Raw genomic sequence first — 25,112 nt, 5'->3', positions numbered from 1 at the left:
CTACCAGGTCATGGCAGGAGCAGTCGGACGCCCTCGGAGGTCAGCTCCGCGACGGGCCGGAAAGAATCCCCGCGAGGAGATTCTTGATGCCTCAGCTGAGCTGTTCACCCGCCAGGGATTCGCCACGACCTCAACCCACCAGATCGCTGACGCGGTGGGTATCCGTCAGGCGTCCCTGTACTATCACTTCCCGTCCAAGACGGAAATCTTCCTGACCCTGTTGAAGTCCACGGTCGAGCCATCAACCCTCCTCGCGGAGAACCTGGCCAACCGTGAAGCCTCCCCGGAGTTCCGCCTGTGGGCCCTCGTGGCCGCCGAGGTGCGTCTGCTGCTATCCACCAAGTGGAATGTGGGCCGGCTCTATCAGCTGCCCATCGTGGCCTCTGAGGAGTTCGATGAGTACCACACTCAGCGCGAAGCCCTGACCAACATCTTCCGCAGCATCGCCACAGAGATCGTCGGGGATGATCCCCGGGCCGAGCTACCCTTCCACATCACGATGTCCGCCATCGAGATGCGTCGCAATGACGGCAAGGTCCCCAGCCCCCTCACCGGGGACAGCCTGCCGGACACCGCAATCATGCTTGCCGACGCCGCCCTCGCCGTCCTCGGCGCCCAGCTGCCGGACAACCGCGAGGAGCAGACCCTCGAACTGATCAGGCAGGCATCCGGGCAATAACCATCCGGGCCTGGGCGATCAACGGTTCATCGATCATCTGCCCGTCCAGTTTGAAGGCACCTGGGAAGTTCTCTGCTTCCGCCACCACACGCCTGGCCCAGTCCAGCTGTTCCGCCTCAGGGCGGTAGGCCCGACGCACGGTTTCGATCTGCTTCGGATGGATGCAGGCTGAGCCTGCAAAACCTGAACGCGCGGCATCCGCCGCCTCCTGGAAATGCCCCTGCTCATCATTGAAATCGGCGTGGACCGCATCAATGGTGAACTTCCCATTCGCCTTGGCATGGATGTGCATGAGCGCCCGGGTCACCCGCATCGTATCGCGGTAGCTGTCCGGCTGGGGTTCATCGGCGAGGAACCGGGAATGGGTGCCACCGAGCAGATACGTGAGGTCTTCTGCACCCCAGAACATACCAACCACGTCCTCGTGTGCGGCGAGGCTGGCAATGTTCACCACCGCCTGGGGTGTTTCCACCATGGCGATCACCTTCAGACCACTGAGTGCCTCCGGGATGGAATCGGTGATCTTAGGCACCATCACCAGGGTGTAGGCAGTGGTGCGGACGAAGGCGACATCATCGGCGAAGTGGGGATCATCAGGACCGACAACCCGGACGATGGTGTCTTTCGGATCCAGTCCTGATTCCCTGATGTTGTCATAGGCGCCTGCACGGTCCACGTCCCCCGCACCGTCCTCCAGGTCGAGGATGACCATGTCGGCGCGTGCTGCGGCCTTGGGGATGATCTCGCTGCGGTTGGCGGGGGCGAAGAGGATGGCAGGACCGGTAATCAATTCAGACATACCTATAGTTTTACGCGTTGAAGAGGAAAAGGGCAGTCCTTTCGGACTGCCCTTTTCCTGCTACTCCCCCACCGTCTAGTGGGAGAAGTGGCGTGCTCCGGTGAGGTACATGGTCACGCCGGCCTTATTGGCAGCTTCGATGACCTCATCATCACGGATGGAACCACCCGGCTGGACGACAGCGGTGACGCCAGCCTCAGCCAGCACCTCGAAGCCATCGGCGAAGGGGAAGAACGCATCCGAGGCAGCCACGGAACCCTGTGCACGCTCGGCGCCTGCACGATCAACGGCCAGACGTGCGGAGTCCACACGGTTGACCTGTCCCATGCCCACACCCACGGTGGCACCATTCTTGGCCAGCAGGATGGCGTTGGACTTCACGGAACGAACCGCGGTCCAGGAAAACTCCAGATCCTTGAGGGTCTCCGGGGAGACTGCCTCTCCTGCTGCCAGGGTCCAGTTTGCGGAATCATCACCCGGGGCATGGATGAGGTCACGTTCCTGGACGAGCAGGCCACCGGAGATCTCGCGGGACTCGAAGCCCTCACGAACCGGTGCCTCTGCCTGGAGGATACGGATATTCTTCTTCTGGCTGAGGATCTCCACGGCGCCGTCCTCGTAGGACGGGGCGATGATGACCTCGGTGAAGATCTCAGCGACCTGATTAGCCATCTCGACTGATATCTCACGGTTGGAGGCGATCACACCACCGAAGGCGGACACGGAGTCACAGGCATGTGCCTCACGGTGTGCTGCTGCGATGGATTCATCGGACACCGCGATGCCACAGGGGTTGGCGTGCTTGATGATGGCCACACACGGACGCTCATGGTCCCAGGCGGCGCGCCAGGCGGCATCCGAGTCAGTGTAGTTGTTGTAGGACATCTCCTTGCCATGGAACTGCCTCGCCTGTGCCAGACCACTGGCATCATGGTTGACATACAGTGCCGCGGCCTGGTGCGGGTTCTCACCGTAGCGCAGGGAACGTGCCAGGGTGCTGGTGGAGCCGATCCAACCAGGGAACTCCAGCTCGGTGTCGGCTGCAGCCAGTTGCTCACTGATCCAGGTGGCGACGGTGACATCATAGGTGGCGGTGTGGCGGAAGGCCTCTGCTGCCAGCTTGGTGCGCTCCACACGGGAGAAACCGCCCGTGTTGAGGACAGAGACAACATCCTCATAGCGGTCAGGTGAGGTCACCACTGCCACTGAAGGGTGGTTCTTGGCCGCCGCACGGACCATGGAAGGTCCTCCGATGTCGATCTGCTCCACGCAGTCATCAAAACCTGCGCCGGAGGCAACAGTCTCAGCGAAGGGGTACAGGTTGACCACCACGAGCTGGAACGGAGAAACCTCAAGTTCCTTCAGCTGACGGAGATGGTCTTCCTTACGGGTATCAGCCAGGATGCCGGCGTGAACCTTCGGGTGGAGGGTCTTGACACGGCCCTCGAGGCACTCCGGGAAACCGGTGAGTTCCTCAACCGGGGTGACAGGGATTCCGAGTTCGGCAATCCGGGAGGCCGTGGAGCCGGTGGACACGATTTCCACACCGGCATGGTTCAATGCCTTGGCCAGATCCTCCAGACCGGTCTTGTCATACACACTAATGAGTGCGCGTTTAATTGCCTTACGATCATCGCTCATGAAGGATTAGCCTCTCCAGTTGAGTTGTACGCCACCCTGAACGCGGGAGATTTCCACACCATTCAGGACTTCTACAATGAGTTTACGCTCCACCTGCTTGATTCTTTCATGCAGGCGGGTTTCATCATCGCCGCCCTCCACCGGCACCGGTCGCTGCGCGATGATGGGGCCGGTATCCACACCTTCGTCCACGAGATGGACGGTGGATCCGGTGACCTTCACCCCGTATACCAGGGCATCCCGGACAGCATGGGCCCCTGGGAAGGATGGCAGGAGAGCCGGGTGGGTGTTGATGATGCGGGAGGGAAACCTGGATAGGAATCCCCCACCGAGAATTTTCATGAATCCCGCTGAGACGACCAGATCCGGTTCATGGGCGGCCACCGCATCGGCGAGTTCCGTATTCCAGGCGGCACGATCACCACCCAACGGCACAACCCGGGTACTGATGCCAGCGTTCATGGCACGGTCGATCGCGCCGCACCCGACATCAGAGACCACACCGACGATCCGGTAGCTCCCCTGGGCATCAATCAGAGCCTGCAGCAGCGTTCCGGTACCCGAGGCCAGAACAACAATGGTGGTTGTTGAGTCAGAATTCACAGACACAATGTTAACGGTCGGATCCCCGGGAACCATCATCGGTTTCCTCGGGTTGATGGTCAGGCTCATTGTCTGCGGTGGCGGCGGGCTCTGATTCCTCAGTGTTTGCTGATTCCTCAGAGGTTTCTCCCTCCGGTTCAGTGTCAACTCCGTCTGGAGACTCCATATATACAGCCTCCTCGGTCACAGGCTCTGGATCTACCTCTGGCCCCGCTTCAGGCTCACGGTATTCCTGCTCGGCAGGGTATTCAGGGTCCACAGACTCTTCCACCATCACCGGTGTCCGCATGTTGGAACGCAGCCTGTCAATACCCGAGATGAGCAGCCCCACAACAACGAGATAACCAAGGACCAGGCCAGCGGCTGACAGACGGTTCAGGCCCACATAGCCGTACACACCCAGGGGTCCACCGGCGAGCAGAGACAGCAGGAGGAAGAACGCCGCGCCGAATACCGCGGCGGAAAGGGCCACCACCAGGCGCACGGGATTCTTCAGGCACACCCATACGGCCACAACCGCGGGGATCAGCAGAAGAACCACCGCCCACTGTGATGCCGTGGCGGGGATGACCGCCAGGACCGGCAGAGGTGGAAGTGGAACGAGGGTGACACTGAAAAGGCTCACGGTCCCGTCACCGAAATAGAACGGAGCGCCAACGAGCACACCCATCGCAGAGATGATCACGTTGGGCAGGTAGAGCAGGCTCATCACGATCAGAGCCAGTGCAGCTCCCCCGTCTTCATATCCCGAGAGGGAATCCAGGAAGTTCCGGTAGTTGATGGTGATCATCACCACGACCACGACCAGGGTCACGGCGGCGTAGGTGCGGAGAAATCTCATTGCCAGTCCTGCGGCATCCACCAGCCACTCCGGCGCACGATAGCGACGCATTAGTGCGCGCCACAACCGCGGCCCCATCCCAAGCCCCAGGGCGATCAGGTGCAGGAGCAGCACCCGGCCGAGCATGGAGGCAACCGGGGGAATGTCCACATCCAGCACTTCGGAGGCATCATAAAGCATGGCACTGGCGATACCCGCCAGCGACAGGGGCAGGGCCAGGACCAGCAGGGTGAGCACACCCAGATCCGCAATGCTCACTTTTTTCCTGACGGATCGATGCACCCTGCGGGCAACCGCCCACACCATCACCACCGCTGGCAGCATCGGGATCACGCCGATCACTTCCCCGCTGCCCACGACCGGACTCATGTTGAGTGCGAGCCACAGCTGCGCGATGGTTGCGGGAAGAGCGACCATGCTGGTTGCGGAGAACATGAGGACGGCCACTGCCGCCACCACCACGAGGAGAACTGCCACCCCGTGCGGAATCAGCACCGCGGGCAGCAACCGACGCAGCCTAGACTGCTGAACCGCGGTGGACTGGGCAGGTGCGGGGGCCTGTGGCTTCGGGCGGCGGCGACGGGCCGGGCTCGGCCGTGAATGCGGACTATTGTTCGTGCTCATCGTGATCAACTGTGCCACGCCCGGGCCCGAAATTGTGGGTGGCACGACGGTATAGCCAAGGACCGGGTATCACTCCTGGGCCGTCGGCTATTTGTCCGGTGAGGGAAATTGTTACGTGATATTCATCCAAGGGACTGTTCCGGGACGCAGTCATGGGAGCTTGAATCCTGCGGAATGCGACCAAGATTACAGTTTGATGAAATTCTCATTCAACACCACATGAACAGGCAATCCCGCAGGTAAGGGCAAACTTATTGGTTTGGACAATCAAATCAAAGGGAAGTGAAAGAAGATCGTTGATAATATTTTCCAAATTTTCACTTGCACCATCGATTCTGAGACGCTATTGTTACTTCCGGTAGATAACAAGATGGTCACAATCCAGACACTAAACGTAATGCTTCAGTGAAATGCCTCGCGCATTTCCGTGGCTGGATGAGTGTGACAGAAGATGGAAGCAGGCCAAGTTGCAGGAGCAGACCCAGCGGGTGGGCAAGCACCGCAAGATCAGCACTTCCCAGGCGGCCAAGGGTCGCGTGGCTTTTGTTGCAGTAGCAACCGGTGCAGTGTCCACCGCAGGTGCCGGCGGCGCCGCAGTGGCGCAAGCCCAGACCGAGGCATCAGCCTCCGAGAACACCGTCACCGTAGATTATCAACTCACCGCCAATGAAGTTGAGTCTGACTACGTCGGCGGCAGCTCCGCACCCCAGATCCTCGCCATCGCAGAGTTCAAGCCAGTGGTGAACCTGGGCGAGCAGATCTCCAAGACCATTCAGTACAACGCGGAGCGCATCCAGGCCGACCTGGACAACCGCGGCCCTGAGGTAGTCAAGCCTGCCGAGGGTGCCTTCACCTCCGGTTACGGCCCACGTTGGGGAACCATCCACCAGGGCATCGACATTGCCAATGCCGTGGGTACCCCGATCCTTTCCGTCATGGACGGCATCGTCATTGATTCCGGCCCGGCCTCCGGCTACGGCAACTGGATCCGCATCCAGCACACCGATGGATCCATCTCTGTCTACGGCCACATGGAAACCTTGGATGTTTCCGTCGGGCAGACCGTCCGCGCAGGCGAGAAGATCGCCGGCATGGGCAACCGTGGTTTCTCCACCGGCTCCCACCTCCACTTCGAGATCCACCCCGCAGGCTCCGGCCCGGTTGACCCGCAGCCATGGCTGGCAGCACGGGGCATCACACTCTAAAACCTCCGATCCCCCTCACCCCGCTCACGGGGGATCACCGCCTCACCACGAGGGCGATTCAGCTTGCAAAAGCCGAATCGCCCTCTTTGCTATTTCCGTAATTCCCACCCCCGCACCCCGCCCACCCTTGCGCCCTAATGGTTACCGAGTAATGATTAGGGTTGATTACCCAGTAACCAATTTCTTTCACGCGCTTCTTGTTACCTCCTATATAAGGAATGCCATGTCCATCAAACATGCGCTCCTGGCACTGCTCCTGGATGAACCCCGTTCCGCCAGTCAACTGCAGTCCCAGTTCGCAGAAACCACCGCCGGGGTGTGGCCGCTCAACATCGGCCAGGTCTCACAGACCCTGACCCGCCTCCACCGCGATGGCCACATCGAAGCCGCCGGCACCACCACCGGCCCCACCGGCCACAGCGCCGACACCTACAAGCTCACCCCCGCAGGCACCCAGCTGGTCACCGACTGGTTCAGCACGCCGGTGGTCCAACCTGTTGCGGAGCGCGATGAGCTGGTGACCAAGGTCGCCCTCGCGCAGACCCGCCCGGATCTTGACCTGATCCACCTCCTGGACACCCAGCGCGCGTCCATCATGGAGGACCTCCGCGCGCTCAACCGCCGCACCCGCAACCTGCCGGATACCCGGACCACTGACCGGTTGCTCGTCGAAAAGCGCATCTTTGAACTTGAGGCACAGGCCCGCTGGCTTGACCGCGTTGAAACCCTCCACACCCCCGAAAGCGAGAACGGCCATGAATAGCACCCAACCCGCAGCCCTGGAACTGCAGAAGGTCTCGTGCATCTTCGGCGAAGGAGCCCGGCGCGTCGTGGCGCTGGACAGTGTCTCCCTCACCGTCGAACCGGGCGAGTTGGTCGCGGTCATGGGACCGTCCGGATCCGGAAAATCCACCCTGCTCAATGTCGCGGGACTCCTGCAGAAACCGACCTCCGGTCGGGTGCTTATCGACGGCGCCGATGTCTCACAACTCAGCCCCACCCGCGCGGCCCGGGCCCGCCGGACCAAGGTCGGTGTGATTTTCCAGAACTACAACCTGGTGTCCACCCTCACCGTCGGTGAGAATATCGGACTTCCACTGGAACTCGATGGTGCGGATCCCCGCGAGGCCGTGGAGATTGCCCTGGAGGAAGTGGGACTCGCCGGTCTGGCGAACCGCTTCCCCGAGGAGATCTCCGGTGGACAGGCACAACGTGTGGCCATCGCCCGCGCACTCATTGGACCCCGCACCGTTCTGCTCGCCGATGAACCGACCGGAGCCCTGGATACCAGCACCGGTGAAGAAGTTCTGCGGGTATTACGCTCACGCATTGATGCCGGTGCAGCCGGCATTCTGGTGACCCACGAACCCCGCTTCGCGGCCTGGGCGGATCGCACCATCATGGTGCGTGATGGGGTGATCCAGCCATGAGTTCCTTTGCTGCCGCCACCCGCCCGACCCGGCGCGATGTGGTGAAACATCCGTGGCGGTCGCTGGCTGCCATCATCCTCATCATGATCCCGGTGGTGCTCGCGGCCATCGGTGTGGTCCTCAGTGGTTCCGAGTCCAGTTCCTATTTCCTCAACAATCCCCGCACCTCCGCGACGTATATGGGTGGGGTGTGTGAACAAAATGTCAATGGTTATCTGTCTGAGTGTGAGGGCGAGCCGGATACGCAGAGTTCTGAGTATGAGCTCTTGCGCCAGAACATCCCGGAAGGATTCACCGCCACGCTGACTCTCAGTGGCACGATCGAAGCCACTTTTGGTGACCAGTCTGCAAACCTCTACTTCACCCAGACCACAGCCGATATGGCCCCTGAGCCGGGTGAGGCGTTTGTGCCCCAGCGGTTCCTGGATACCCTCGGCGCAGAAATCGGCGACACCATCACCCTGGCCAACGGTGCCCAGGTCACTGTGTCTGCCGTGACCCCGTCCGGCACGACGGTGTTTCCCGAGCCCACGATCACGTCCCGGGAAGACTACTCGGGCCTGGCTGATAACGATTACTACGGCAACTATGGGGGTTCCTGGGCCATCACCGGCCCAGAGGCCTTCACCTGGGATGATGTGTTGACTCTCAATGCCGTCGGCTTCACAGTGACATCCCGTGATGTGATTGACAATCCCCCGCCTGCGGATCAGGTCGCGTTTGAAGAACAATCGGCACCCTACTCACCCAGCTATTGGGATTATATCGCGGGAGCCATCTGGTTCGTGCCCATGGCGATCGTGGCCTTCCTTCTCCTGATGCTCATCTCACCGGTGTTCACCATCTCCGTTTCCCGACAGACCCGTAACTTCGCCCTGCTGGCTTCCCAGGGGGCAACTCCCCGGCATATCCGCTGGGCTGTGCTCATGTATGGCCTGTTCGCGGGGCTGGTGGGGGCCACCCTCGGCCTGTTCCTCGGCACCGTCGGAGCGGCTGCATGGTGGTCGGCGACCTACCCTGCCTGGCCCGTGGTCATCGACTGGCACTGGTTGCTGCTGGTATGGGGATTGGCGGTGGTCGGCTCCACAGCTGCTGCCTTCCTGCCGGCCTTCATCGCCGGGCGCTCCAGCATCATCCGCGGTGTGCAGGGCGGTGAGGCAGACCGCATCATGCGTTGGCGGAGATGGATGACGATCGGGCCGGTGTCGCTGGTGCTCCTGGGCCTGATGTTTTTGTACCTTCAGCTCACCGACAATGCGGGCTCTTCACAGATCTATTCCGACAGTGTGTACGTCCCGTGGCGGGAGACCCTGCATGGTTTCGGAACGCTCTTCGCGGTTATCGCAGTGGTGGCTTCCGCGCCCATGATGGTGTGGCTGCTGGGTCATCTGAAGGGTGCGCTCGCGGTGCGACTGGCATCCCGTGATCTGTTGCGCCAATCCATGAGATCCATTCCGGCGGTTGCCGCCCTCGCCGGTGTCATCTTCATCGCCACCACCCTAATGATGTCCTCAGGTGCAGAGTCGGAGAAATCCACTGCGGCGACAAACTCCGTCTACCCGCAGGGCACGATGTTTCTGTCGCTGGATAACGGCATTGAATCCGATCTGGATGCCGCGGTGGAGAAGGTGGATGCGCAGCTTGGTGGTGTCCAGCGCATCGATGTTTACGGATACCGCGATCTGGATTCCTGGCTGGAGGTTGATGGCTACACCTTCGGCTACTCAGGTGACCGCGACTGGGTATATCCCGTCAGCGATTCCCTGGGGGGCACCATCGGTATCGCCTCACCGGAACTGATGGATTTCTTCGATGTGGATGACGCTGATCTGGGTGGGCGGGCAGTCCTGATTTCTTCCCTGGATGAGCAGCTGCAGGATGTGAGGCTGCAGGTGAACAGGTATGACAACCGCAGCTACGACACTGACGATATCGCTTCCACCCTGGTGGATACCCACCCGGTGTTGCCTGCCCTGTCAGGGGATCATCTGGTGACCGAGGAGTCCTTTGCCGATCTGGGTCTGGAACGCAGTTATCTGGGTGCGGTGCTGGTGCACGGCGAACCGATCAACAGCAGTGATACCCGAGCGATTCAGGATTTCTTCCTGGACACCGCCGGTGTGGGACTGAGTTTCCCCACCTGGAATTCGAATCAGAATCGGGACAGTCTGGTGTCGGCTGCCGCAATCACCGGGCTGATGATCGCGGTGATGGCGCTGGTGCTGGCTCTGTCCTCCCAGCAGATCCGTCGACAAAAGATCGTTCTGGAGGCAGTGGGTGCCGCACCGAATCTGAGCAGGTGGTCCAATGCCCTTTTCGGTGCGCTGTGTGCCCTCGGCGCGGCCCTGCTGGGGTTGGTCACCGGCCATATCGGGGCTGCCCTCACTGGATCATTGTCCAAGGTCAATGAGGATGGGGTGACCACCTTCTATGGCTCGCTTCAGTTCATCGAACCGCTCTGGCCGATGATCCTGGGCACCCTGGTGATCGCCCCACTGATCACCGCTGCCATCGGGTGGGCGTTCACCCCGAAGGTGGAGCTGTCTGAATACCGGGACTAGAGCTTCTCCATCGGCACACCACCGATGAGCATGAGGCGCACCTTGCCGGCGGAGCCGAAGTCGATGGTCACCGTCGCCCTCGGCCCGCTGCCATCGGCGGCGAGGACGGTACCGAGGCCGTACTTGTCATGATTGACGCGGTCGCCCACAGCCAGGTCCAGCTCCTTGTTCCTGGTCGCCTTGGTGGGGATGCTCGGACGGCTCGGAGTGGTCTTCCTGGTTTGGGAACCGTACCCACCGGAGGAATAGCCACCACCGTAGGAGGATCCGGACGGCGCCCAGGCGGAGCCATAGGAGCTGGTGGGTTCCTCACGGCGCCAGTCGATGAGATCCTCCGGGACCTCCTGCAGGAAGCGGGATGCCGGGTTGGTCACCGGGTTACCCCAGGAGCTGCGCAGCATGGCGCGGGTGACATAGAGGCGCTTGCGTGCGCGGGTGATCCCGACATAGGCCAGGCGGCGTTCCTCTGCCAGCTCCTTGGCATCGCCGAGGGACCGCAGGTGCGGGAACTGTCCATCCTCCCAACCCGTGAGAAATACCACCGGGAACTCCAGGCCCTTGGCGGTGTGCAGGGTCATCAGCGTGACCACGCCCTGTTCTGTATCCGGGATCTGATCGGCATCAGCGACCAGGGAGACACGTTCCAAGAAGGCCTGCAGGCTGCCCGGCTCCGGTTCGTTGTCATTGACCTCGGGTTCGCTGCCGTCCATGGTGTCATAGGCCATGCGGTTGGCTGCATCGGAGGAGAACTCGCGTGCAACCGAGACAAGCTCGTTGAGGTTATCCAGCCTGGCACCATCCTGGGGATCATTGGAGGCTTCCAGCTCAGCCTTGTAGCCGGTGATGTCGAGGATCCGGCTGATCACCTGGCCGATATCCGGCATGCCGGTGACCTCGTTGACCATGCCGGGTAATTCACTACGCAACGCGTCCATTAATTCGTTGAACTTCACCACCGCATTGCGGCCCCGGGAGCCAAGCAGGTCGACCTTGTCAGCCGCCGCGTCGATAAGCGCCTGCCCGAAGCTGATCCGGTTATTCTCCCCGTGCAGGGCGATGAACGCCTGGGCGCGGTCACCGATGCCGCGCTTGGGGGTGTTGATGATGCGGCGCAGATTCACGGTGTCATCGGGGTTCTCCAGGACGCGGAGGTAGGCGATGATGTCACGGATTTCTTTGCGCTCATAGAACTTGGTGCCACCCACCACCTTGTAGGGCACACCGGTGCGGATGAACACCTCCTCCAACGCGCGGGAGGAATTATTCGTGCGGTACATGATCGCCATGTCCGAATAATTCATGCCGCGATCAGCCAGGGCGTCAATCTCGGAGGCGATGAAGCGGGCCTCATCGTGTTCATTATCGGCGACATAACCGATAATCTGCTCCCCCTCCCCCAGCGCGGTCCACAAATTCTTGGGCCGGCGGTTCTCATTCTGGGAGATCACCGCGTTGGCGGCGGAGAGAATCGTCTGCGTGGAACGGTAATTCTGCTCCAGGAGGATGGTGCGCGCATTGGTGAAATCACGCTCAAACTCCTCGATATTGCGGATGGTGGCACCACGGAAGGCGTAGATGGACTGATCAGAATCGCCCACCACACACAGCTCCGAGGGATCCTGGTCCGGGCGGCCCACCAGGGTGGAGATCAGTTCATACTGGGCATGGTTGGTGTCCTGGTACTCATCGATCAACACATGGCGGAAGCGGCGACGGTAGTGGTCCGCCACCTGTGGGTGCTCGGTGAAGATCCGCACCACCTCGCCGATCAGATCATCAAAATCGACGGCATTGGCACGGCGCAGGCGCTGCTGGTACTCCACATAGACACGGGCCACCACGTTCTCAAAAGGATTATGGGTGCGTTCGGCATCCGCCAGGGCATCGGCCGGGGTGATCAACTCATTTTTCAGGTTGGAGATCGCCGAGGACAGGGTCCGGGCGGAGAACTTCTTGATGTCCAGCTCCAGATCCTTGGCGATCATGGTGAGCAGACGCCTGGAATCATCCGAGTCATAGATGGTGAAGTTGGTGTTCAACCCCTCCACCAGCTGTGCCTGCTGCCGCAGAATGCGCACGCACACGGAGTGGAAGGTGGCCACCCACATGCGTGCAGCCACGGGGCCCACCAGCTGGCTGACGCGCTCACGCATCTCGGCTGCAGCCTTGTTGGTGAAGGTGATGGCCAGGATCTGCTGGGGGTGCACACCCCGGTAGCGCATGAGGTAGGCGATGCGCCGGGTGAGCACAGCGGTCTTGCCGGAACCGGCACCCGCCACGATCAACAGCGGGGCACCGATGTGTTCCACAGCAGCCTGCTGCTGTTCGTTGAGCCCGGAGGTCAGTTCAGCTCCGACCTGGGCACCGGGTTGTTCACCCGTCTGGGAGGGAAGGGGGGCGAAAGGATTGTGTGCAGTATTCATCACCTATCAACCTACTAGGTGGGGTGGACACCCAGCCCCGGCCTGCGAACATGGCAGAATAGTGTCCATGACTAATGCTGATGAAAACTTCGAGATCAGAATGCCCACGGGCACGGATGACCCTCTCTCTGATGCGGAGATTCAGAAGTATCGCGAAGAGATCGACCGCCTCAACCGTGAGATCCTGGATTCCGTGAAACGCCGCACCCAGATCGCCCAGGTGATCGGCAAGACCCGCATGGAATCCGGTGGTACCCGCCTGGTGCACACCCGCGAAGTGGCCATCATCAACCAGTTCCGTGATGAGATCGGCGAAGAGGGACCAGCCCTGGCGGCCATTCTCCTGCGCATGGGACGCGGCAAGCTCTGAGCAGATGTGACTGCCCACCACCCGATCACCCTTTCGTGACCGGCATCACTTAGGTAGGGTCGGGTTATGGATACCCGAAATATCATCAAGCACTCTGATCCGATCCGGCACGATGATCTGCGGGGCCTGGCCAAACAGTCAGGACCGGCAGTGTCCTTCGTGATCCCGACCCATCGCGGCGGGGTGGAGAAACTCTCCGACTCCCAACGGTTGCGCCCACTGCTGGCCGAAGCCCGCACGACGCTGGCCGGGCAGTATCCGGACGTGGATGCCGATGCCCTGCTGGCCCCCGTTGAAGCCATGATGAGCGATGAGATGTTCTGGCAGACCCAATGTGACGGACTGGCGATCTTCTCCGCCCCAGGTGGAACGCGCCATTTCCGCGTGGACCGCAGCTTCACACCCCAGGTGACCGTTGGTGACCACCCCAACCTGCGCCCGATACTCTCCCTGGTCACCAATGACCTGGAATTCCTCATCCTCGCCCTCAGCCAGAACAAGGTGCGTCTCCTCGCAGCTGATCGTGCCACCATCACCGAACTTCCCCTGGAACTCATCCCCGCGTCAGCCGAAGATGTGGAGGGCTTCTCCACCCGTGAACCGCAGTTCCAGCATCAAACGGGACACAACGCCCCGGCACACGGACACGGCCCCCGTGAGCACAATGTGCTCAGTGGTTTCCTCCAGAACGTGGGTAAGAACGTGGAGAAGAGATTCACCGGTGACAAGCGCCCGCTGGTTCTGGCCGGCGTGGTTGAGCACCAGGGTGCCCTGCGGGACCATCTCCACAATGTCACCATGTTGGATTCCATCGTGGCGGGCAATCCGGATCGCCTCAGCGACGCGGACCTCCATGCCGCGGCCTGGCCCCTGGTGGCGGAGGAATCCACCCGCAGGCATGAGCAGCTCATCGACCGCCTCTCCGAAGCCCTGGGCACCGGCCTGGCCACCAATGATCCGGAGCTGATCATGTCCGAGGCCATGACCGGCCGCGTGGAAACCCTGGTGGTGGCGGAACGTGTGCTGGAAAACCATCCACGCAGCGTGGAGCTGGATGGCGCCATCTCCAACACGCTCATCAACAGCGGTCGGATCGATGTGGTTTTGGCGCTCCCCGATGGACAGGCGGCCGGTGCCATCTTCCGCCACTAAAAAACTGGGGGCCGAGCAGCCTGGGGAACGGCCTTTCAGCTAACCCTGCGCGCCCACCTGGTTCCGGGCTAAGTTGAAAGGTATACCTTTCCCCCCTTCTCACCGAGGAGTTTTCATGGCGAACGACATCACGACCACCGCTGCCTGGCAGGCATTAACCCAGCGTTTCGAGGATTCAGCGGGCACCACCCTGCGTGACCTCTTCCAGGACAGCGAGCGCGCGGACAAACTCACCTTTGACGCCGCCGGTCTGCGGGTCGATCTGTCAAAAAACCTGCTTGACGACGCCACCCTCGCCAACCTCGTCGCCCTCGCAGAGGAAGCAGGGCTCAAGGACCGAATCGAAGCACTGTTCCGCGGCGACCACATCAATAACACCGAGGATCGCGCAGTGCTGCACACTGCACTCCGCCTTCCTGCGGAGGAGGATCTCACCGTTGATGGCCAGGATGTGGCAGCCGATGTGCATGAGGTCCTCGGTCGCATGCGTGATTTCGCCACTGCCCTGCGTTCCGGTGCCTGGCTCGGTCACACCGGGCGCACCATCAAGAAGGTGGTCAACATCGGCATCGGTGGTTCCGATCTGGGCCCAGCCATGGCCACCAAGGCACTGCGCGCCTACGCCACAGCGGGTATCACCGCGGAGTTTGTCTCCAACGTTGACCCGGCGGACATGGTTTCCGTACTCGAGGACCTGGATGCAGAATCAACGCTGTTTGTCATCGCCTCCAAGACCTTCACCACCCAGGAAACCCTGGCCAATGCCAATGCCGCCAAGAACTGGCTCATCGAACAGCTCGGTTCCGAGGACGCCGTGGCCAAGCACTTCGTCGCCGTATCCACCAACGCGGAGAAGGTAGCCGCATTCGGTATCGACACCGAGAACATGTTCGGGTTCTGGGACTGGGTGGGTGGCCGTTACTCCGTGGACTCCGCCGTCGGACTGTCCCTCATGGCGGTCATCGGACCACGCGACTTCATGCGGTTCCTCGGTGGATTCAACGCCATGGACGAGCACTTCCGTTCCACTGAATTCTCCAAGAACGTCCCAGTCCTCATGGCACTGCTCGGTGTCTGGTACTCCGACTTCCACGGCGCCGAGACCCACGCGGTGCTCCCCTACTCCGAGGATCTCTCCCGCTTCGCCGCCTACCTGCAGCAGCTGACCATGGAATCCAACGGCAAGTCCGTCCGCCGCGACGGTTCCCCCGTCACCACCGGCACAGGCGAGATCTACTGGGGTGAGCCTGGCACCAACGGCCAGCACGCCTTCTTCCAGTTGATCCATCAGGGCACCCGCCTCGTCCCGGCTGATTTCATCGGCTTCGCCCGTCCGAAGCAGGATCTCCCCGCCGGCGACAAGTCCATGCATGATCTGCTGATGAGCAACTTCTTCGCCCAGACCAAAGTGCTCGCCTTCGGCAAGACCGCCGAGGAGATCGCTGCGGAAGGTGTGTCAGCAGACCTGGTCAACCACAAGGTCATGCCGGGCAACCGCCCCACCACCACCATCCTCGCGGAGGAGCTGACCCCGGCGGTGCTCGGCGCACTCATCGCCCTGTATGAACACATCGTTTTCGTCCAGGGTGTCATCTGGGATATCAACTCCTTCGATCAGTGGGGTGTGGAGCTGGGCAAGCAGCAGGCCAGCAACCTCGCCCCGGCTGTCTCCGGCGAGGTCGACGTGGACTCCGGTGACTCCTCCACCGACGCTCTGATCAGGTGGTACCGCACAAACCGATAGGTAATCCCTTATGGTGAAGGGGTGAGATACCCCCGTCTGATGGCACTGACCGCCATTGTCTTAACCGCCTCGAACCTCCGCGCCGCAGTCACCGCACTCGCGCCACTGGTGTCTGAGATCCGGGAGGACCTGTCGGTCGGTGCTTCTTTATTCGGTGTCCTGGGGATGATCCCCACCGCAATGTTCGCCACCGCCGCTTTCGTCCTTCCCGGGTTGAAGGCGCGGCTGTCCACATCGCAATTGTTGATTCTGGCCATGGCCCTGACCGCGGCCGGACAGACCATCCGTGTGCTGGGTGGTCCGATCACCCTGCTCACGGGTTCAGTCCTGGCGTTGTTCGCCATCGGCATCACCAATGCGCTGATGCCCCTGGCCGTCCGGGAGTACTTCCCCAACCGGGTCGCGGCGATGTCCACGACCTATCTGATCATCGCCCAGATCACCCAGTCGATCGCCCCGATCCTCGTGGTGCCCATCTCCACCTGGGCTTCCGTCGTGGGAATCACCGGTTGGCGGGTCTCGCTGGGTTCCTGGGCACTGTTGGGATTGGTTGCTGCCATCAGCTGGGTTCCGCTGCTGGCCTCCACCATCCCCAGAGCCGAAGTGAGAACCCCGCAGCCTTCGATGGCGATTCCCGTGTGGAGAACCCCCGTCGGGGTCGGTCTGGGCCTGATGTTCGGGTTCACGTCCTTCACCACCTATTCACTCATGACGTTCCTGCCCCAGATGGTTCCGGACGCCTCCCTCGGGGCGGCACTGCTGGGTTGGTGGTCCATCCTCGGGATACCGCTCAACATCATCGGACCATGGGTGGCGGCCCGCATGAACAACTGTTATCCGGTGCTGGTGCTGGCCTCGGGGGTCTTCCTGGTGGGCAATGCCGGGTTGTGTTTCGCACCGATGGCCGCCCCCTGGCTCTGGACAACCCTGTCCGGTTTGGGGCCCCTCGCCTTCCCCATCGCACTGACTCTGATCAACGTGAGAGCCCGCACCACGGGAGGGGCCACCGCGTTGAGTTCCTTCGGCCAGGGACTTGCCTATACAGTGGCATGTATGGGTCCCCTCCTCACCGGTGTCATCCTCGACACAACAGGCGGATTCACCGTGGTGTTCGGCATCTTCCTGGCAGCCACCGTGGTTGTTCTCGGTGGTGGTTTCTTTGCCACCCGCCAGGTTTATGTGGAAGACCAGGCAAGGAACTAGGAGTTTCCTATGGGTTCAGAAGACTACCTCCTCAACTCCTACGACAGATCGGTGGCGAGGCGTACTCTCGAATCGCACAGAGACAACGGCAACCTGGCTCACGACGAGTTTGAGAACCGGAAGCTTCTCCTCGCTGTGGCCCGGGACGTGGGTGATCTGGAAAGGATCTTCCATGATCTGGGTGCGATGCCCGACATCAGCCGGCCGAAGGATGCGTTTCTGCAGCCCCGTGTTCGGCGTGTAGCACGCCTGGATGTCATCTTCATGGTGGCTTTCCTCGCCTTCGTCTGTGTCGCGGAGTTTGTTCTCCAGGCACAGTGGACCGTGTTGCTTCTGTGTGCCATCGTCTTCGTTCCCATGATTCCCCGCGCCTTCGTCGAGCTGAATCGGGAGGAAGAGCTCCACTATTACGAATCAGGAACTAAAAAGAAGTGATCATTGACTGGGTAATCCGCATCATGGAAGTACTGGGCGCACCGGGGGTGGGCCTGGCGGTCTTCCTGGAGAACATCTTCCCGCCGATTCCCAGCGAACTGATCCTGCCACTCGCTGGTTTCACCGCGTCACAGGGTAATTTCAATGTGTGGGCCGCGCTGGTGGCCTCGGTGATCGGCTCCGTCACCGGTGCGTATCTGCTCTACTGGGTCGGTCAGGCGTTCGGGGCCGACAGGCTTCGTCGGATCGCTGACTGGATGTGGTTGGTGGATGCCAAGGATGTGGATGATGCTCTGGCGTGGTTCGATAAGTACGGAACCTGGTCGGTGTTCTTCGGCCGTCTGATCCCCGGTGTGCGCAGCCTCATCTCCATCCCAGCGGGCATCGACCGCATGAATCCCCTCACCTTCGGTCTGCTCACCACCGCGGGCAGTCTCATCTGGAACTCCATCCTGATCTGGGCGGGGGTCCAGCTGGGTGAGCGGTGGGAAACGGTCACCCGGGCATTCGAGAGTTACTCCTCTGTGGTCTACATTCTCGTGGCGCTGATTGTGGTTTCGGTGTTGTTGTTCCTCATCCGACGCCACCTCACCCGCAGAGCTACCGCCAGTGCTGATCCGGGTAAGGATTAGAGCCTGATCATCGGCTCATAACCCACGGGGATGTGGCCACTGTCTACGATGTGCTTGCCGAAGGGGAAGCAGGTCACGGGGATCATCTTGATATTGGCTATCGCAAGCGGGATACCGATGATGGTGACGGCCTGTGCTGCCGCGGTGGTGACATGGCCGATTGCCAGCCACACCCCTGCCACCAGGAACCAGATGAAGTTGGACACCGCGGACAGCCCGTTGCCGCCGTGGATTTTGCGCACCACGGTCCGGCCAAAAGGCCACAGCGCATAGTTAGCCATGCGGAAGCTGGCCACACCTGCCGGGATCGTGATGATGAAGATGCAGGCGATGACGCCGAAGATCAGGTAGCCCAGTGCCAGCCAGATCCCGCCGAAGACAAACCAGATGATGTTAAGTAGAAGTTTCATGTCCCCCGAGCGTAGATGAGTGGGGCTGGCAGCGTGGGCACCACCAGATGATGCGTTCGCCCAGTTCCGCTTTCACGATCCGGGTGCCACAACGACGACAGGGTTTGTTGTTCCTGCCGAAGACATAACTGGATTCCCCGGCGCGTCGCACACCGGTGGTGACCCGGATGGGTGAATTCCGGTTCTCCCACATCAGCCGTCTGGTGAGGTGGAGGGCCTGATCCACATCCACCATGCCCACGGGGGTCGCGGGGTGAACCCCCATGAGAAAGCAGATCTCTGCGCGGTATTCATTCCCCACTCCTGCCAGGTTGGACTGATCCAAGAGGGCTTCACCGATGGGTCGGCGGGGGCGGGCGAGGATGTTGATCCGGGCGAGTTCGTCATCAAATTCAGGCGCCAGCACATCCGGGCCAAGGTAGGCGATCTGGTCCGGATAATCAGAGGCGTGGAAGACCCGGACGAAACCGAGGGAATGCCCGACAACCTCGATGGTCTGTTCGCCAGACAGGTCCAGCACCACGCGGGCGGTATGGCCGGGTTTGCGCCAGCGGTCACCTTTGCGGTGGATGGCCCAGGTTCCCTCCATTTTGAGGTGCGTGTGCAGGATCTGTTCACCGAATTGCATGAACAGGTGTTTCCCATAGGGCCAGACACGGTGGACGGTGTGTCCGGTGAAATCATGCAGTGCCACGGATGGCACGCGCAGTGAGGTGGCCAGCACTTCCCGCCCCCTCATGAATTGGAGGCGGCGGGACAGCTGGAATACGGAATCACCCTCTGGCATGTGTTCAGACTAACGCCGTCCGAAGCCTCCACGAAACGGCCTGTTCGGGTTCTGGCCGGAAGGAGGGTCGAAGGGGACGGGATCGTCGAAGGAGAGTGTGTCGTGGTCACGCACCGGTGTAGCAACCGGGGCACCGGACCGGAAACGCATGCCACGCGGGGTGATGGAGGCACCGGCGGCGCGGAAACCTGGCAGGAGCGGGGAGTCGAATACCGACTCGCCGTTGATCTTCTCCACCACCAGCTTCTCCTGGGTGGCCAGCGCCCGGGCGACCAGGGTGATCTCATCGCTGAACAGCGTGAGGATGCGACCACCCCGGGTGAGATGTGCCAGCAGCAACCCGTCGGCGATGACCACGGTGGCTCCGGCTGCCCGGCTCGGGCCCTGTTCCGGCCAGGGCAACGCGGCACCGTAGGGGTTGGCGGGGTCGGCTGCGGCCAGCAGGTACACCTCTGGCTCGGTGGTGCCGGACGGCCAGCCCTCCACATCGGGGGAATCATCCATGCCACGAAGGCGGTCGATGATGGCCGGGGTGGAGAACTGTGCCGCACCCAGTCCCTCAATGAGATAGCCGCGCATGGCTTTGCCGTTTTCTTCAAAACCGGAGAGCACCTTGTAGGCGAGTGCGAAACCACCGATGACATCCTCGGCGACCACGCTGCCGCGGGTGACCACACCATAACGGTCCAGCCACGCCTCACCGTGGGCCAGCGAACGGGTTGTAGCATCACGCGCGGGTGACACCGACAGCGACCACCTGCCACGCATGTCCGGCGGTGAGGATTCCGTCTGGGCGAAGGAGGTGCGCCCCATGCGCAGGCGCGAGCGGTTGGGGCGTCGTTTGGCGCGGTGTGCAGTGGTGCCCGACGCCAACCGTGCCCGCACCGGTGCGAAGGAATCGGGGCTGACCAGGCCCGTCTCCACCAGCCCCCAGAGCGCCTCGCGGAGCAGCTCAGGTGAGATGTGGCCGGTCACCAACCCCAGATCCTCACCCGTGGCATCAGTGAGGATGTCCGCGAAGCGGAATCCCCCACCCGGTGCCAGTACTTCCAGCACAGACTCCTGCAGAGCGGTCAGTCCTGTGGTCACGGGTTCGGGCATGAGCTGCGCTGCGTAATCCGCGGGCAGCAACATGATCCAGGGGTCCTGTGAACCAGCCTGACCGGCACCAACTACCAGCACCTCACCGCTGGCAGTCAATTCATCCAGGTGCAGCGGTGAGTATCCACCCACCCGGCGCGGCAACACCAGGTCTTCCCAGGCACTCGCGGGCAGGCGCACACCGGCGAGCTGTTCGATCACCGCGAAGGTGCCGTCAACACCGCGAAGCGTGGGGTGCTTCCCCACCGCGGCCACCTGCTGCCAATCGAGGAGGAACCGGGCAAAAGCCGATTGTGAGACGGGTTTGGTCTGTTGTCTGGCGATTGCGAGGCTGCGGGTGCGGATGCGTCGCAACACCTCGGTGGCGCAGTATTCCTGTTCCTGCACACCTTGCCGGTAGCGGCCCTGCACCACATCGGCGTTGCGCAGGGCGGTGTGGGCGGTGGCGATCCCGAGGCCGAAGGCATCGGCCAGGTCCTGTGCCACGAATGGGCCGCGGGTGCGCACCCACCGGTTAACCAGCTGTTCCAGGGCATCGGTGATGGTCTCCACCTGGGCAGGAACACCTGGTGGCACCGGCACGCCGAGGGCGTCCCTCAGCAGCGGCGCATCGAGCACCTGGGCCAGGTGGGGTCGGCCGCTGATGCGCACCATCATGGCTCGGTCCCCCAGATCGGGGTTCTCAAAGGAGATGTGCTCGGGTAATTCATCCACTGGGATGGGCCCCAGGATGCGCAGGCTGTCCGCCAGTTCCTCATTGGTGCGGGCTCTACGGTCCCCTTTACGCTGCAGCTGGGTGTGCACCTCCTCGATCACATCCGGGTCGAGCAGCTGACGCAGTTCCACCTCGCCCAGCAGTTTGGCCAGCAGGGAAGGATCCAGCGCCAGTGCTGCGGCACGCTTCTCCGCAAGTGGCGAATCCCCCTCATACATGAAGGCACCGGTGTAATTGAACAGCAATGAGGAGGAGAACGGGCTCGGTTGCTGGGTGGTCACCTCGGCGATGCGGATCTTGCGCAGCTGCAGATCCTGAACCAACTCCCGCAGCGCAGGGAGGTCATACACATCCTGCAGGCATTCACGCACTGTCTCCAGGATGATCGGGAAACTCGGATATTTACGCGCCACGTCCAATAGTTGGGCGGCGCGTTGGCGTTGCTGCCACAACGGTGCCCGCTTGCCGGGATTGCGCCGCGGGAGCAGGAGTGCCCGGGCTGCGCATTCACGGAACCGGCTGGCGAACAACGCTGAATTGCCCACCTGCTCCGTGACCGTCTTCTCTATCTCATCCGGATCAAACATGAACAGGGATCCGCCGGGTTCCTCCTCCCCCTCGGGCAACCGCAGCACGATGCCGTCATCACCGGCCACCGCCTGGGCATCCATGCCGGTCAAATCCGCGATCCGGGCACCGATTGCGAGTGCCCACGCGGCATTGACTCCCCTGCCGTATGGGGTGTGCAGGACGATGCGCCAATCCCCCAGCTCATCCTTGAACCGCTCCAGCACCAGGGTTCTCTCATCAGGCAGGACACCGGTGGCCTCCTCCTGTTCACTGAGATAGGAGATCAGGTTGTCATGAGCCCAGCCCTCCAGACCGGAATCACCCGGATTTGCGAGGACGTGGCGTCGATAAGCACCCAGGGCCCGGCCCAGCTCGGCGGGGCGACCGGCCTGGTCGCCGGTCCAAAAAGGCAACCTGCCGGTATGTCCCGGCGCGGGTGTGACCAGGACCTGATCACGCGTGATCTCCCCGATGCGCCAACTGGAGGCACCAAGGGTGAACACATCTCCCACCCGGGATTCATACACCATCTCCTCATCCAGCTCACCCACGCGCCGGGGTGTGCCCTCCCCGCCCATGAGGAAAACGCCGAACATGCCACGATCCGGAATGGTGCCGCCGCTGGTCACCGCCACCCGCTGCGCGCCGGGGCGTCCCTGGAGCATGCCGGAGACACGGTCGAACACCACGCGTGGCCGCAGTTCCGCGAAGTCGGTCGATGGGTAGACGCCACTGACCAGGTCAATGACAGAGTCGAAAACATCCCGGTCCAGTTCCCGGTACGGATGCGCCCGGCGCACCGTGTCAAACCAGTCATCCACGTTGATCTCCGTGATCGCCGTAGCTGCCACCGTCTGCTGCGCCAACACATCAAGGGCGTTCATGGGAACTTTCAGTTCCTCGATCAGCCCCTCCTTCATGCGCTGAACGGTGATCGCAGTCTGTACCAGGTCCGAGCGTTGCTTGGGGTAGAAAGAGCCTATCGACGTCGCACCCACCGAGTGCCCGGCGCGCCCAACGCGCTGCAGGCCACTTGCCACCGACGGTGGAGATTCCACCTGGACCACCAGGTCAACCGCACCCATGTCGATGCCGAGCTCCAACGAGGAGGTGGCCACCACGGCCTTGAGCGTGCCCTCCTTGAGCATCACCTCGGTGGTGGCGCGTTCATCCTTGGACACCGAACCGTGGTGGGCGCGCGCGATCACCGGTGGAGCCTGTCCCACCTCGTCCGCTGAGACCATCACCTGGGCCGGCGGGCGGCGGCGCTCCGCGGATAACGATTCCGGATCGTGTTCCAACGCCCAGATCTCATTGAGGCGGCTGGTCAGGCGTTCTGCCGTGCGGCGGGAGTTCACAAACACCAGGGTGGACCTGGCCGACATCACCTGGTTGTATACCTGCTGCTCAATGAACGGCCAGATGGAACCCTGCGTGGGCAGGGCTGATTCAGCCTCACTCGGCCCACCGAGCCCGAGCGGGTCATCAATGACAAACTCCCCGATGGTGGATCCCGCCTCCTGGATGGGCAGATCAGACATATCCTCCACGGGGACGGTGACGGTCAACTCCCACTTCTTCTCCGCGGGTGGTGCCACGATGGTGACGGGACGGTCGCCGCCGAGGAACTGGGCCACCCGCTCCAGCGGTCGGACGGTGGCGGACAGTCCGACACGCTGGATGGGTTTCCCTGCCAACCGTTCCAGCCGCTCCAGGGTCAGCGCCAGGTGCACACCTCGTTTGGTGCCGGCCATCGCGTGGATCTCATCAATGATCACCACATCCACGTCCTTGAGGGTCGCTCCCGCCTTGGAAGTGAGCATGAGATAGGCCGATTCCGGCGTGGTGATGAGGATGTCCGGGGGTTTACGGACCTGGCGGGCGCGTTCGGCACTCGGGGTATCCCCGGAGCGCACACCCACCGTGATGTTGGGCACATCCAGCCCCATCCGGGAGGCGGTGCGGGCGATGCCCGTCAGTGGTGCACGCAGGTTGTTTTCAATGTCCACACCCAGCGCCTTCAGCGGCGAGATGTAGAGCACCTTCACACTGCGGCCCTCAACCGGGGTGGGGGCGCCGGTATCCAGAACCGTCTGACCAGTCTGTTCCACCAGCGAATTCAACGCCCAGAGAAAGGCGGCCAGAGTCTTACCGGAACCGGTGGGTGCCACCACGAGGGCGTTCTCCCCCTCGGCCACAGCTTTCCAGGTCCCCTCCTGCACCGGGGTGGGCGCCTCGAACACATCGCGGAACCACTCCGACACCTGAGGGCGGAAACGGGAGAGAATGCTATTGGCCATGCCTTAATGTAACCAAAAGTCTAGAATCAAGGTCATGACTGCTCAGATCAATGATTCCATTCTGACCAAGCGCCTGGCGCAGGGAACCGGAGAGATCCTCAAGGGTGTCCGCAATGTTGGCGTTTTGAGGGGACGCAATCTCGGTGATGCCGGTGATGATCTGGCACAGAACTGGATCGCCCGGGTTCTTGAGCAGCACCGCCCCGATGACGGTTTCCTCTCTGAGGAGGCCGCCGATGATCTCGCGCGTCTGAACAAAAACCGCGTCTGGATCATCGACCCACTGGATGGCACCAAGGAATTCGCCACTGGACGACAGGACTGGGCGGTCCACATCGCACTCGTCGAGGACGGTATCCCCACCCACGCAGCCGTCGGACTCCCCGACCTGGGTGTGGTTTTCCACTCCGCCGATGCCCGCGCGGTCACCGGTCCGCTGTCCAAGGTGGTGGCCATTTCCCATAACAGGCCCCCGCAGGTGGCTAGCCACATTGCCACACAGCTCGGCTTCACCACCGAGGCCATGGGTTCCGCAGGTGCCAAGGCCATGCATGTGCTCCTGGGTGACTACGATGCCTACATCCACGCCGGTGGAATGTATGAGTGGGATTCCGCGGCCCCGGTCGGGGTGTGCAAGGCCGCAGGTCTGCACTGCTCCCGCCTCGACGGTTCGGAGCTGACCTACAACCACAAGGACACCTTCCTTCCCGATGTGCTGATCTGCCGTCCGGAACTGGCCGATGAGATTCTCGAGCTGGCAGCCCGGTACCTGGAGGAGCACGGGTCTTACTAGAGCTCCCGCCCCGGAGGCGGTCACATGAACCTCACTCCGGGAGGTACGCCACAAGGTTTCACCCGGCTCCTTTGCCACGGCTACACTCGGGAAT

20 protein-coding genes are annotated in these 25,112 nt (G+C 61.9%); 12 read left to right on the top strand and 8 right to left on the bottom strand.

What is annotated here, in order from left to right; genetic code table 11:
• Positions 1-10: 10 nt before the first annotated feature.
• On the top strand, positions 11-679 hold the full coding sequence (locus CFAEC_RS03810) for a TetR/AcrR family transcriptional regulator (RefSeq protein ID WP_290278981.1): 669 nt from the start codon (positions 11-13) through the stop codon (positions 677-679).
• Here the strand turns inward: CFAEC_RS03810 and CFAEC_RS03805 are convergent.
• The 4 genes from CFAEC_RS03805 to CFAEC_RS03790 all read right to left on the bottom strand — a co-directional run bounded on the left by CFAEC_RS03805 (position 657) and on the right by CFAEC_RS03790 (position 5,187).
• Complete coding sequence (locus CFAEC_RS03805; protein ID WP_290278978.1) at positions 657-1,478, bottom strand: HpcH/HpaI aldolase/citrate lyase family protein; 822 nt, start codon at positions 1,476-1,478, stop codon at positions 657-659. The genes CFAEC_RS03810 and CFAEC_RS03805 overlap by 23 nt on opposite strands.
• A gap of 75 nt (positions 1,479-1,553) precedes the next feature.
• On the bottom strand, positions 1,554-3,119 hold the full coding sequence (purH, locus tag CFAEC_RS03800) for a bifunctional phosphoribosylaminoimidazolecarboxamide formyltransferase/IMP cyclohydrolase (protein WP_290278976.1): 1,566 nt from the start codon (positions 3,117-3,119) through the stop codon (positions 1,554-1,556).
• 6 nt (positions 3,120-3,125) lie between these two features.
• A complete protein-coding gene (purN, locus tag CFAEC_RS03795; protein ID WP_290279796.1) occupies positions 3,126-3,758 on the bottom strand; it encodes a phosphoribosylglycinamide formyltransferase in 633 nt (210 codons plus the stop codon).
• The gene (locus tag CFAEC_RS03790; RefSeq protein ID WP_290278973.1) at positions 3,733-5,187 is read right to left on the bottom strand and encodes a cell division protein PerM; all 1,455 of its coding nucleotides are present in this window, start codon (positions 5,185-5,187) and stop codon (positions 3,733-3,735) included. Before CFAEC_RS03790 ends, purN begins: the two co-directional genes overlap by 26 nt.
• Positions 5,188-5,597: 410 nt before the next feature.
• Here CFAEC_RS03790 and CFAEC_RS03785 point away from each other — a divergent pair, with 410 nt between their 5' ends.
• The 4 genes from CFAEC_RS03785 to CFAEC_RS03770 all read left to right on the top strand — a co-directional run bounded on the left by CFAEC_RS03785 (position 5,598) and on the right by CFAEC_RS03770 (position 10,383).
• Positions 5,598-6,392, top strand: coding sequence for a M23 family metallopeptidase (locus CFAEC_RS03785; RefSeq protein ID WP_435384256.1), 795 nt, complete (start codon positions 5,598-5,600; stop codon positions 6,390-6,392).
• Positions 6,393-6,615: 223 nt separating this feature from the next.
• A complete protein-coding gene (locus tag CFAEC_RS03780) occupies positions 6,616-7,155 on the top strand; it encodes a PadR family transcriptional regulator (protein ID WP_290278970.1) in 540 nt (179 codons plus the stop codon).
• The gene (locus tag CFAEC_RS03775; RefSeq protein ID WP_290278968.1) at positions 7,148-7,822 is read left to right on the top strand and encodes an ABC transporter ATP-binding protein; all 675 of its coding nucleotides are present in this window, start codon (positions 7,148-7,150) and stop codon (positions 7,820-7,822) included. Before CFAEC_RS03780 ends, CFAEC_RS03775 begins: the two co-directional genes overlap by 8 nt.
• On the top strand, positions 7,819-10,383 hold the full coding sequence (locus CFAEC_RS03770; RefSeq protein ID WP_290278966.1) for an FtsX-like permease family protein: 2,565 nt from the start codon (positions 7,819-7,821) through the stop codon (positions 10,381-10,383). The genes CFAEC_RS03775 and CFAEC_RS03770 overlap by 4 nt, the downstream gene beginning before the upstream one ends.
• Here the strand turns inward: CFAEC_RS03770 and pcrA are convergent.
• Positions 10,380-12,806: a DNA helicase PcrA gene (gene pcrA, locus CFAEC_RS03765; protein WP_290278964.1), complete on the bottom strand. Its 2,427-nt coding sequence runs from the start codon at positions 12,804-12,806 to the stop codon at positions 10,380-10,382. The two genes, CFAEC_RS03770 and pcrA, sit on opposite strands and share 4 nt — an antisense overlap.
• 67 nt (positions 12,807-12,873) lie before the next feature.
• On the opposite strand from pcrA, the gene CFAEC_RS03760 reads away from it, so the two are divergent.
• The 6 genes from CFAEC_RS03760 (at position 12,874) to CFAEC_RS03735 (ending at position 18,342) form a co-directional block, all read left to right on the top strand.
• Positions 12,874-13,176, top strand: a complete 303-nt coding sequence (locus tag CFAEC_RS03760) for a chorismate mutase (RefSeq protein WP_290278962.1) — start codon at positions 12,874-12,876, stop codon at positions 13,174-13,176.
• Between the two features lie 66 nt (positions 13,177-13,242).
• Positions 13,243-14,328 (top strand): baeRF3 domain-containing protein, encoded by a 1,086-nt coding sequence (locus tag CFAEC_RS03755; protein ID WP_290278960.1) that lies wholly within the window; start codon positions 13,243-13,245, stop codon positions 14,326-14,328.
• A gap of 115 nt (positions 14,329-14,443) precedes the next feature.
• Positions 14,444-16,072, top strand: coding sequence for a glucose-6-phosphate isomerase (gene pgi / locus CFAEC_RS03750; RefSeq protein ID WP_290278958.1), 1,629 nt, complete (start codon positions 14,444-14,446; stop codon positions 16,070-16,072).
• 39 nt (positions 16,073-16,111) lie between these two features.
• The gene (locus tag CFAEC_RS03745; RefSeq protein ID WP_290278956.1) at positions 16,112-17,275 is read left to right on the top strand and encodes an MFS transporter; all 1,164 of its coding nucleotides are present in this window, start codon (positions 16,112-16,114) and stop codon (positions 17,273-17,275) included.
• 9 nt (positions 17,276-17,284) lie between these two features.
• Entirely contained in the window at positions 17,285-17,710 is a 426-nt protein-coding gene (locus CFAEC_RS03740) for a DUF1707 domain-containing protein (RefSeq protein ID WP_290278955.1), read from the top strand.
• Positions 17,707-18,342 carry a DedA family protein gene (locus CFAEC_RS03735; protein ID WP_290278953.1) on the top strand — a complete coding sequence of 212 codons (636 nt, stop codon included), beginning with the start codon at positions 17,707-17,709 and terminating at the stop codon, positions 18,340-18,342. Before CFAEC_RS03740 ends, CFAEC_RS03735 begins: the two co-directional genes overlap by 4 nt.
• Here the strand turns inward: CFAEC_RS03735 and CFAEC_RS03730 are convergent.
• The 3 genes from CFAEC_RS03730 to CFAEC_RS03720 are packed head-to-tail and all read right to left on the bottom strand — an operon-like array spanning position 18,339 to position 24,225.
• On the bottom strand, positions 18,339-18,752 hold the full coding sequence (locus tag CFAEC_RS03730) for a YccF domain-containing protein (RefSeq protein ID WP_290278950.1): 414 nt from the start codon (positions 18,750-18,752) through the stop codon (positions 18,339-18,341). The two genes, CFAEC_RS03735 and CFAEC_RS03730, sit on opposite strands and share 4 nt — an antisense overlap.
• The gene (locus tag CFAEC_RS03725) at positions 18,736-19,539 is read right to left on the bottom strand and encodes a DNA-formamidopyrimidine glycosylase family protein (RefSeq protein WP_290278949.1); all 804 of its coding nucleotides are present in this window, start codon (positions 19,537-19,539) and stop codon (positions 18,736-18,738) included. Before CFAEC_RS03725 ends, CFAEC_RS03730 begins: the two co-directional genes overlap by 17 nt.
• A 9-nt stretch (positions 19,540-19,548) precedes the next feature.
• Positions 19,549-24,225, bottom strand: a complete 4,677-nt coding sequence (locus CFAEC_RS03720; RefSeq protein ID WP_290278948.1) for an ATP-dependent helicase — start codon at positions 24,223-24,225, stop codon at positions 19,549-19,551.
• Positions 24,226-24,259: 34 nt separating this feature from the next.
• On the opposite strand from CFAEC_RS03720, the gene CFAEC_RS03715 reads away from it, so the two are divergent.
• Positions 24,260-25,018, top strand: coding sequence for a 3'(2'),5'-bisphosphate nucleotidase CysQ (locus tag CFAEC_RS03715; protein WP_290278945.1), 759 nt, complete (start codon positions 24,260-24,262; stop codon positions 25,016-25,018).
• Positions 25,019-25,112 lie beyond the last annotated feature (94 nt).

This window comes from Corynebacterium faecale, assembly GCF_030408735.1.
Lineage (GTDB): Bacteria > Actinomycetota > Actinomycetes > Mycobacteriales > Mycobacteriaceae > Corynebacterium > Corynebacterium faecale.
Note: the sequence above shows the minus strand (reverse complement) of the source record. Positions and strands in the feature narration are given on the sequence as shown.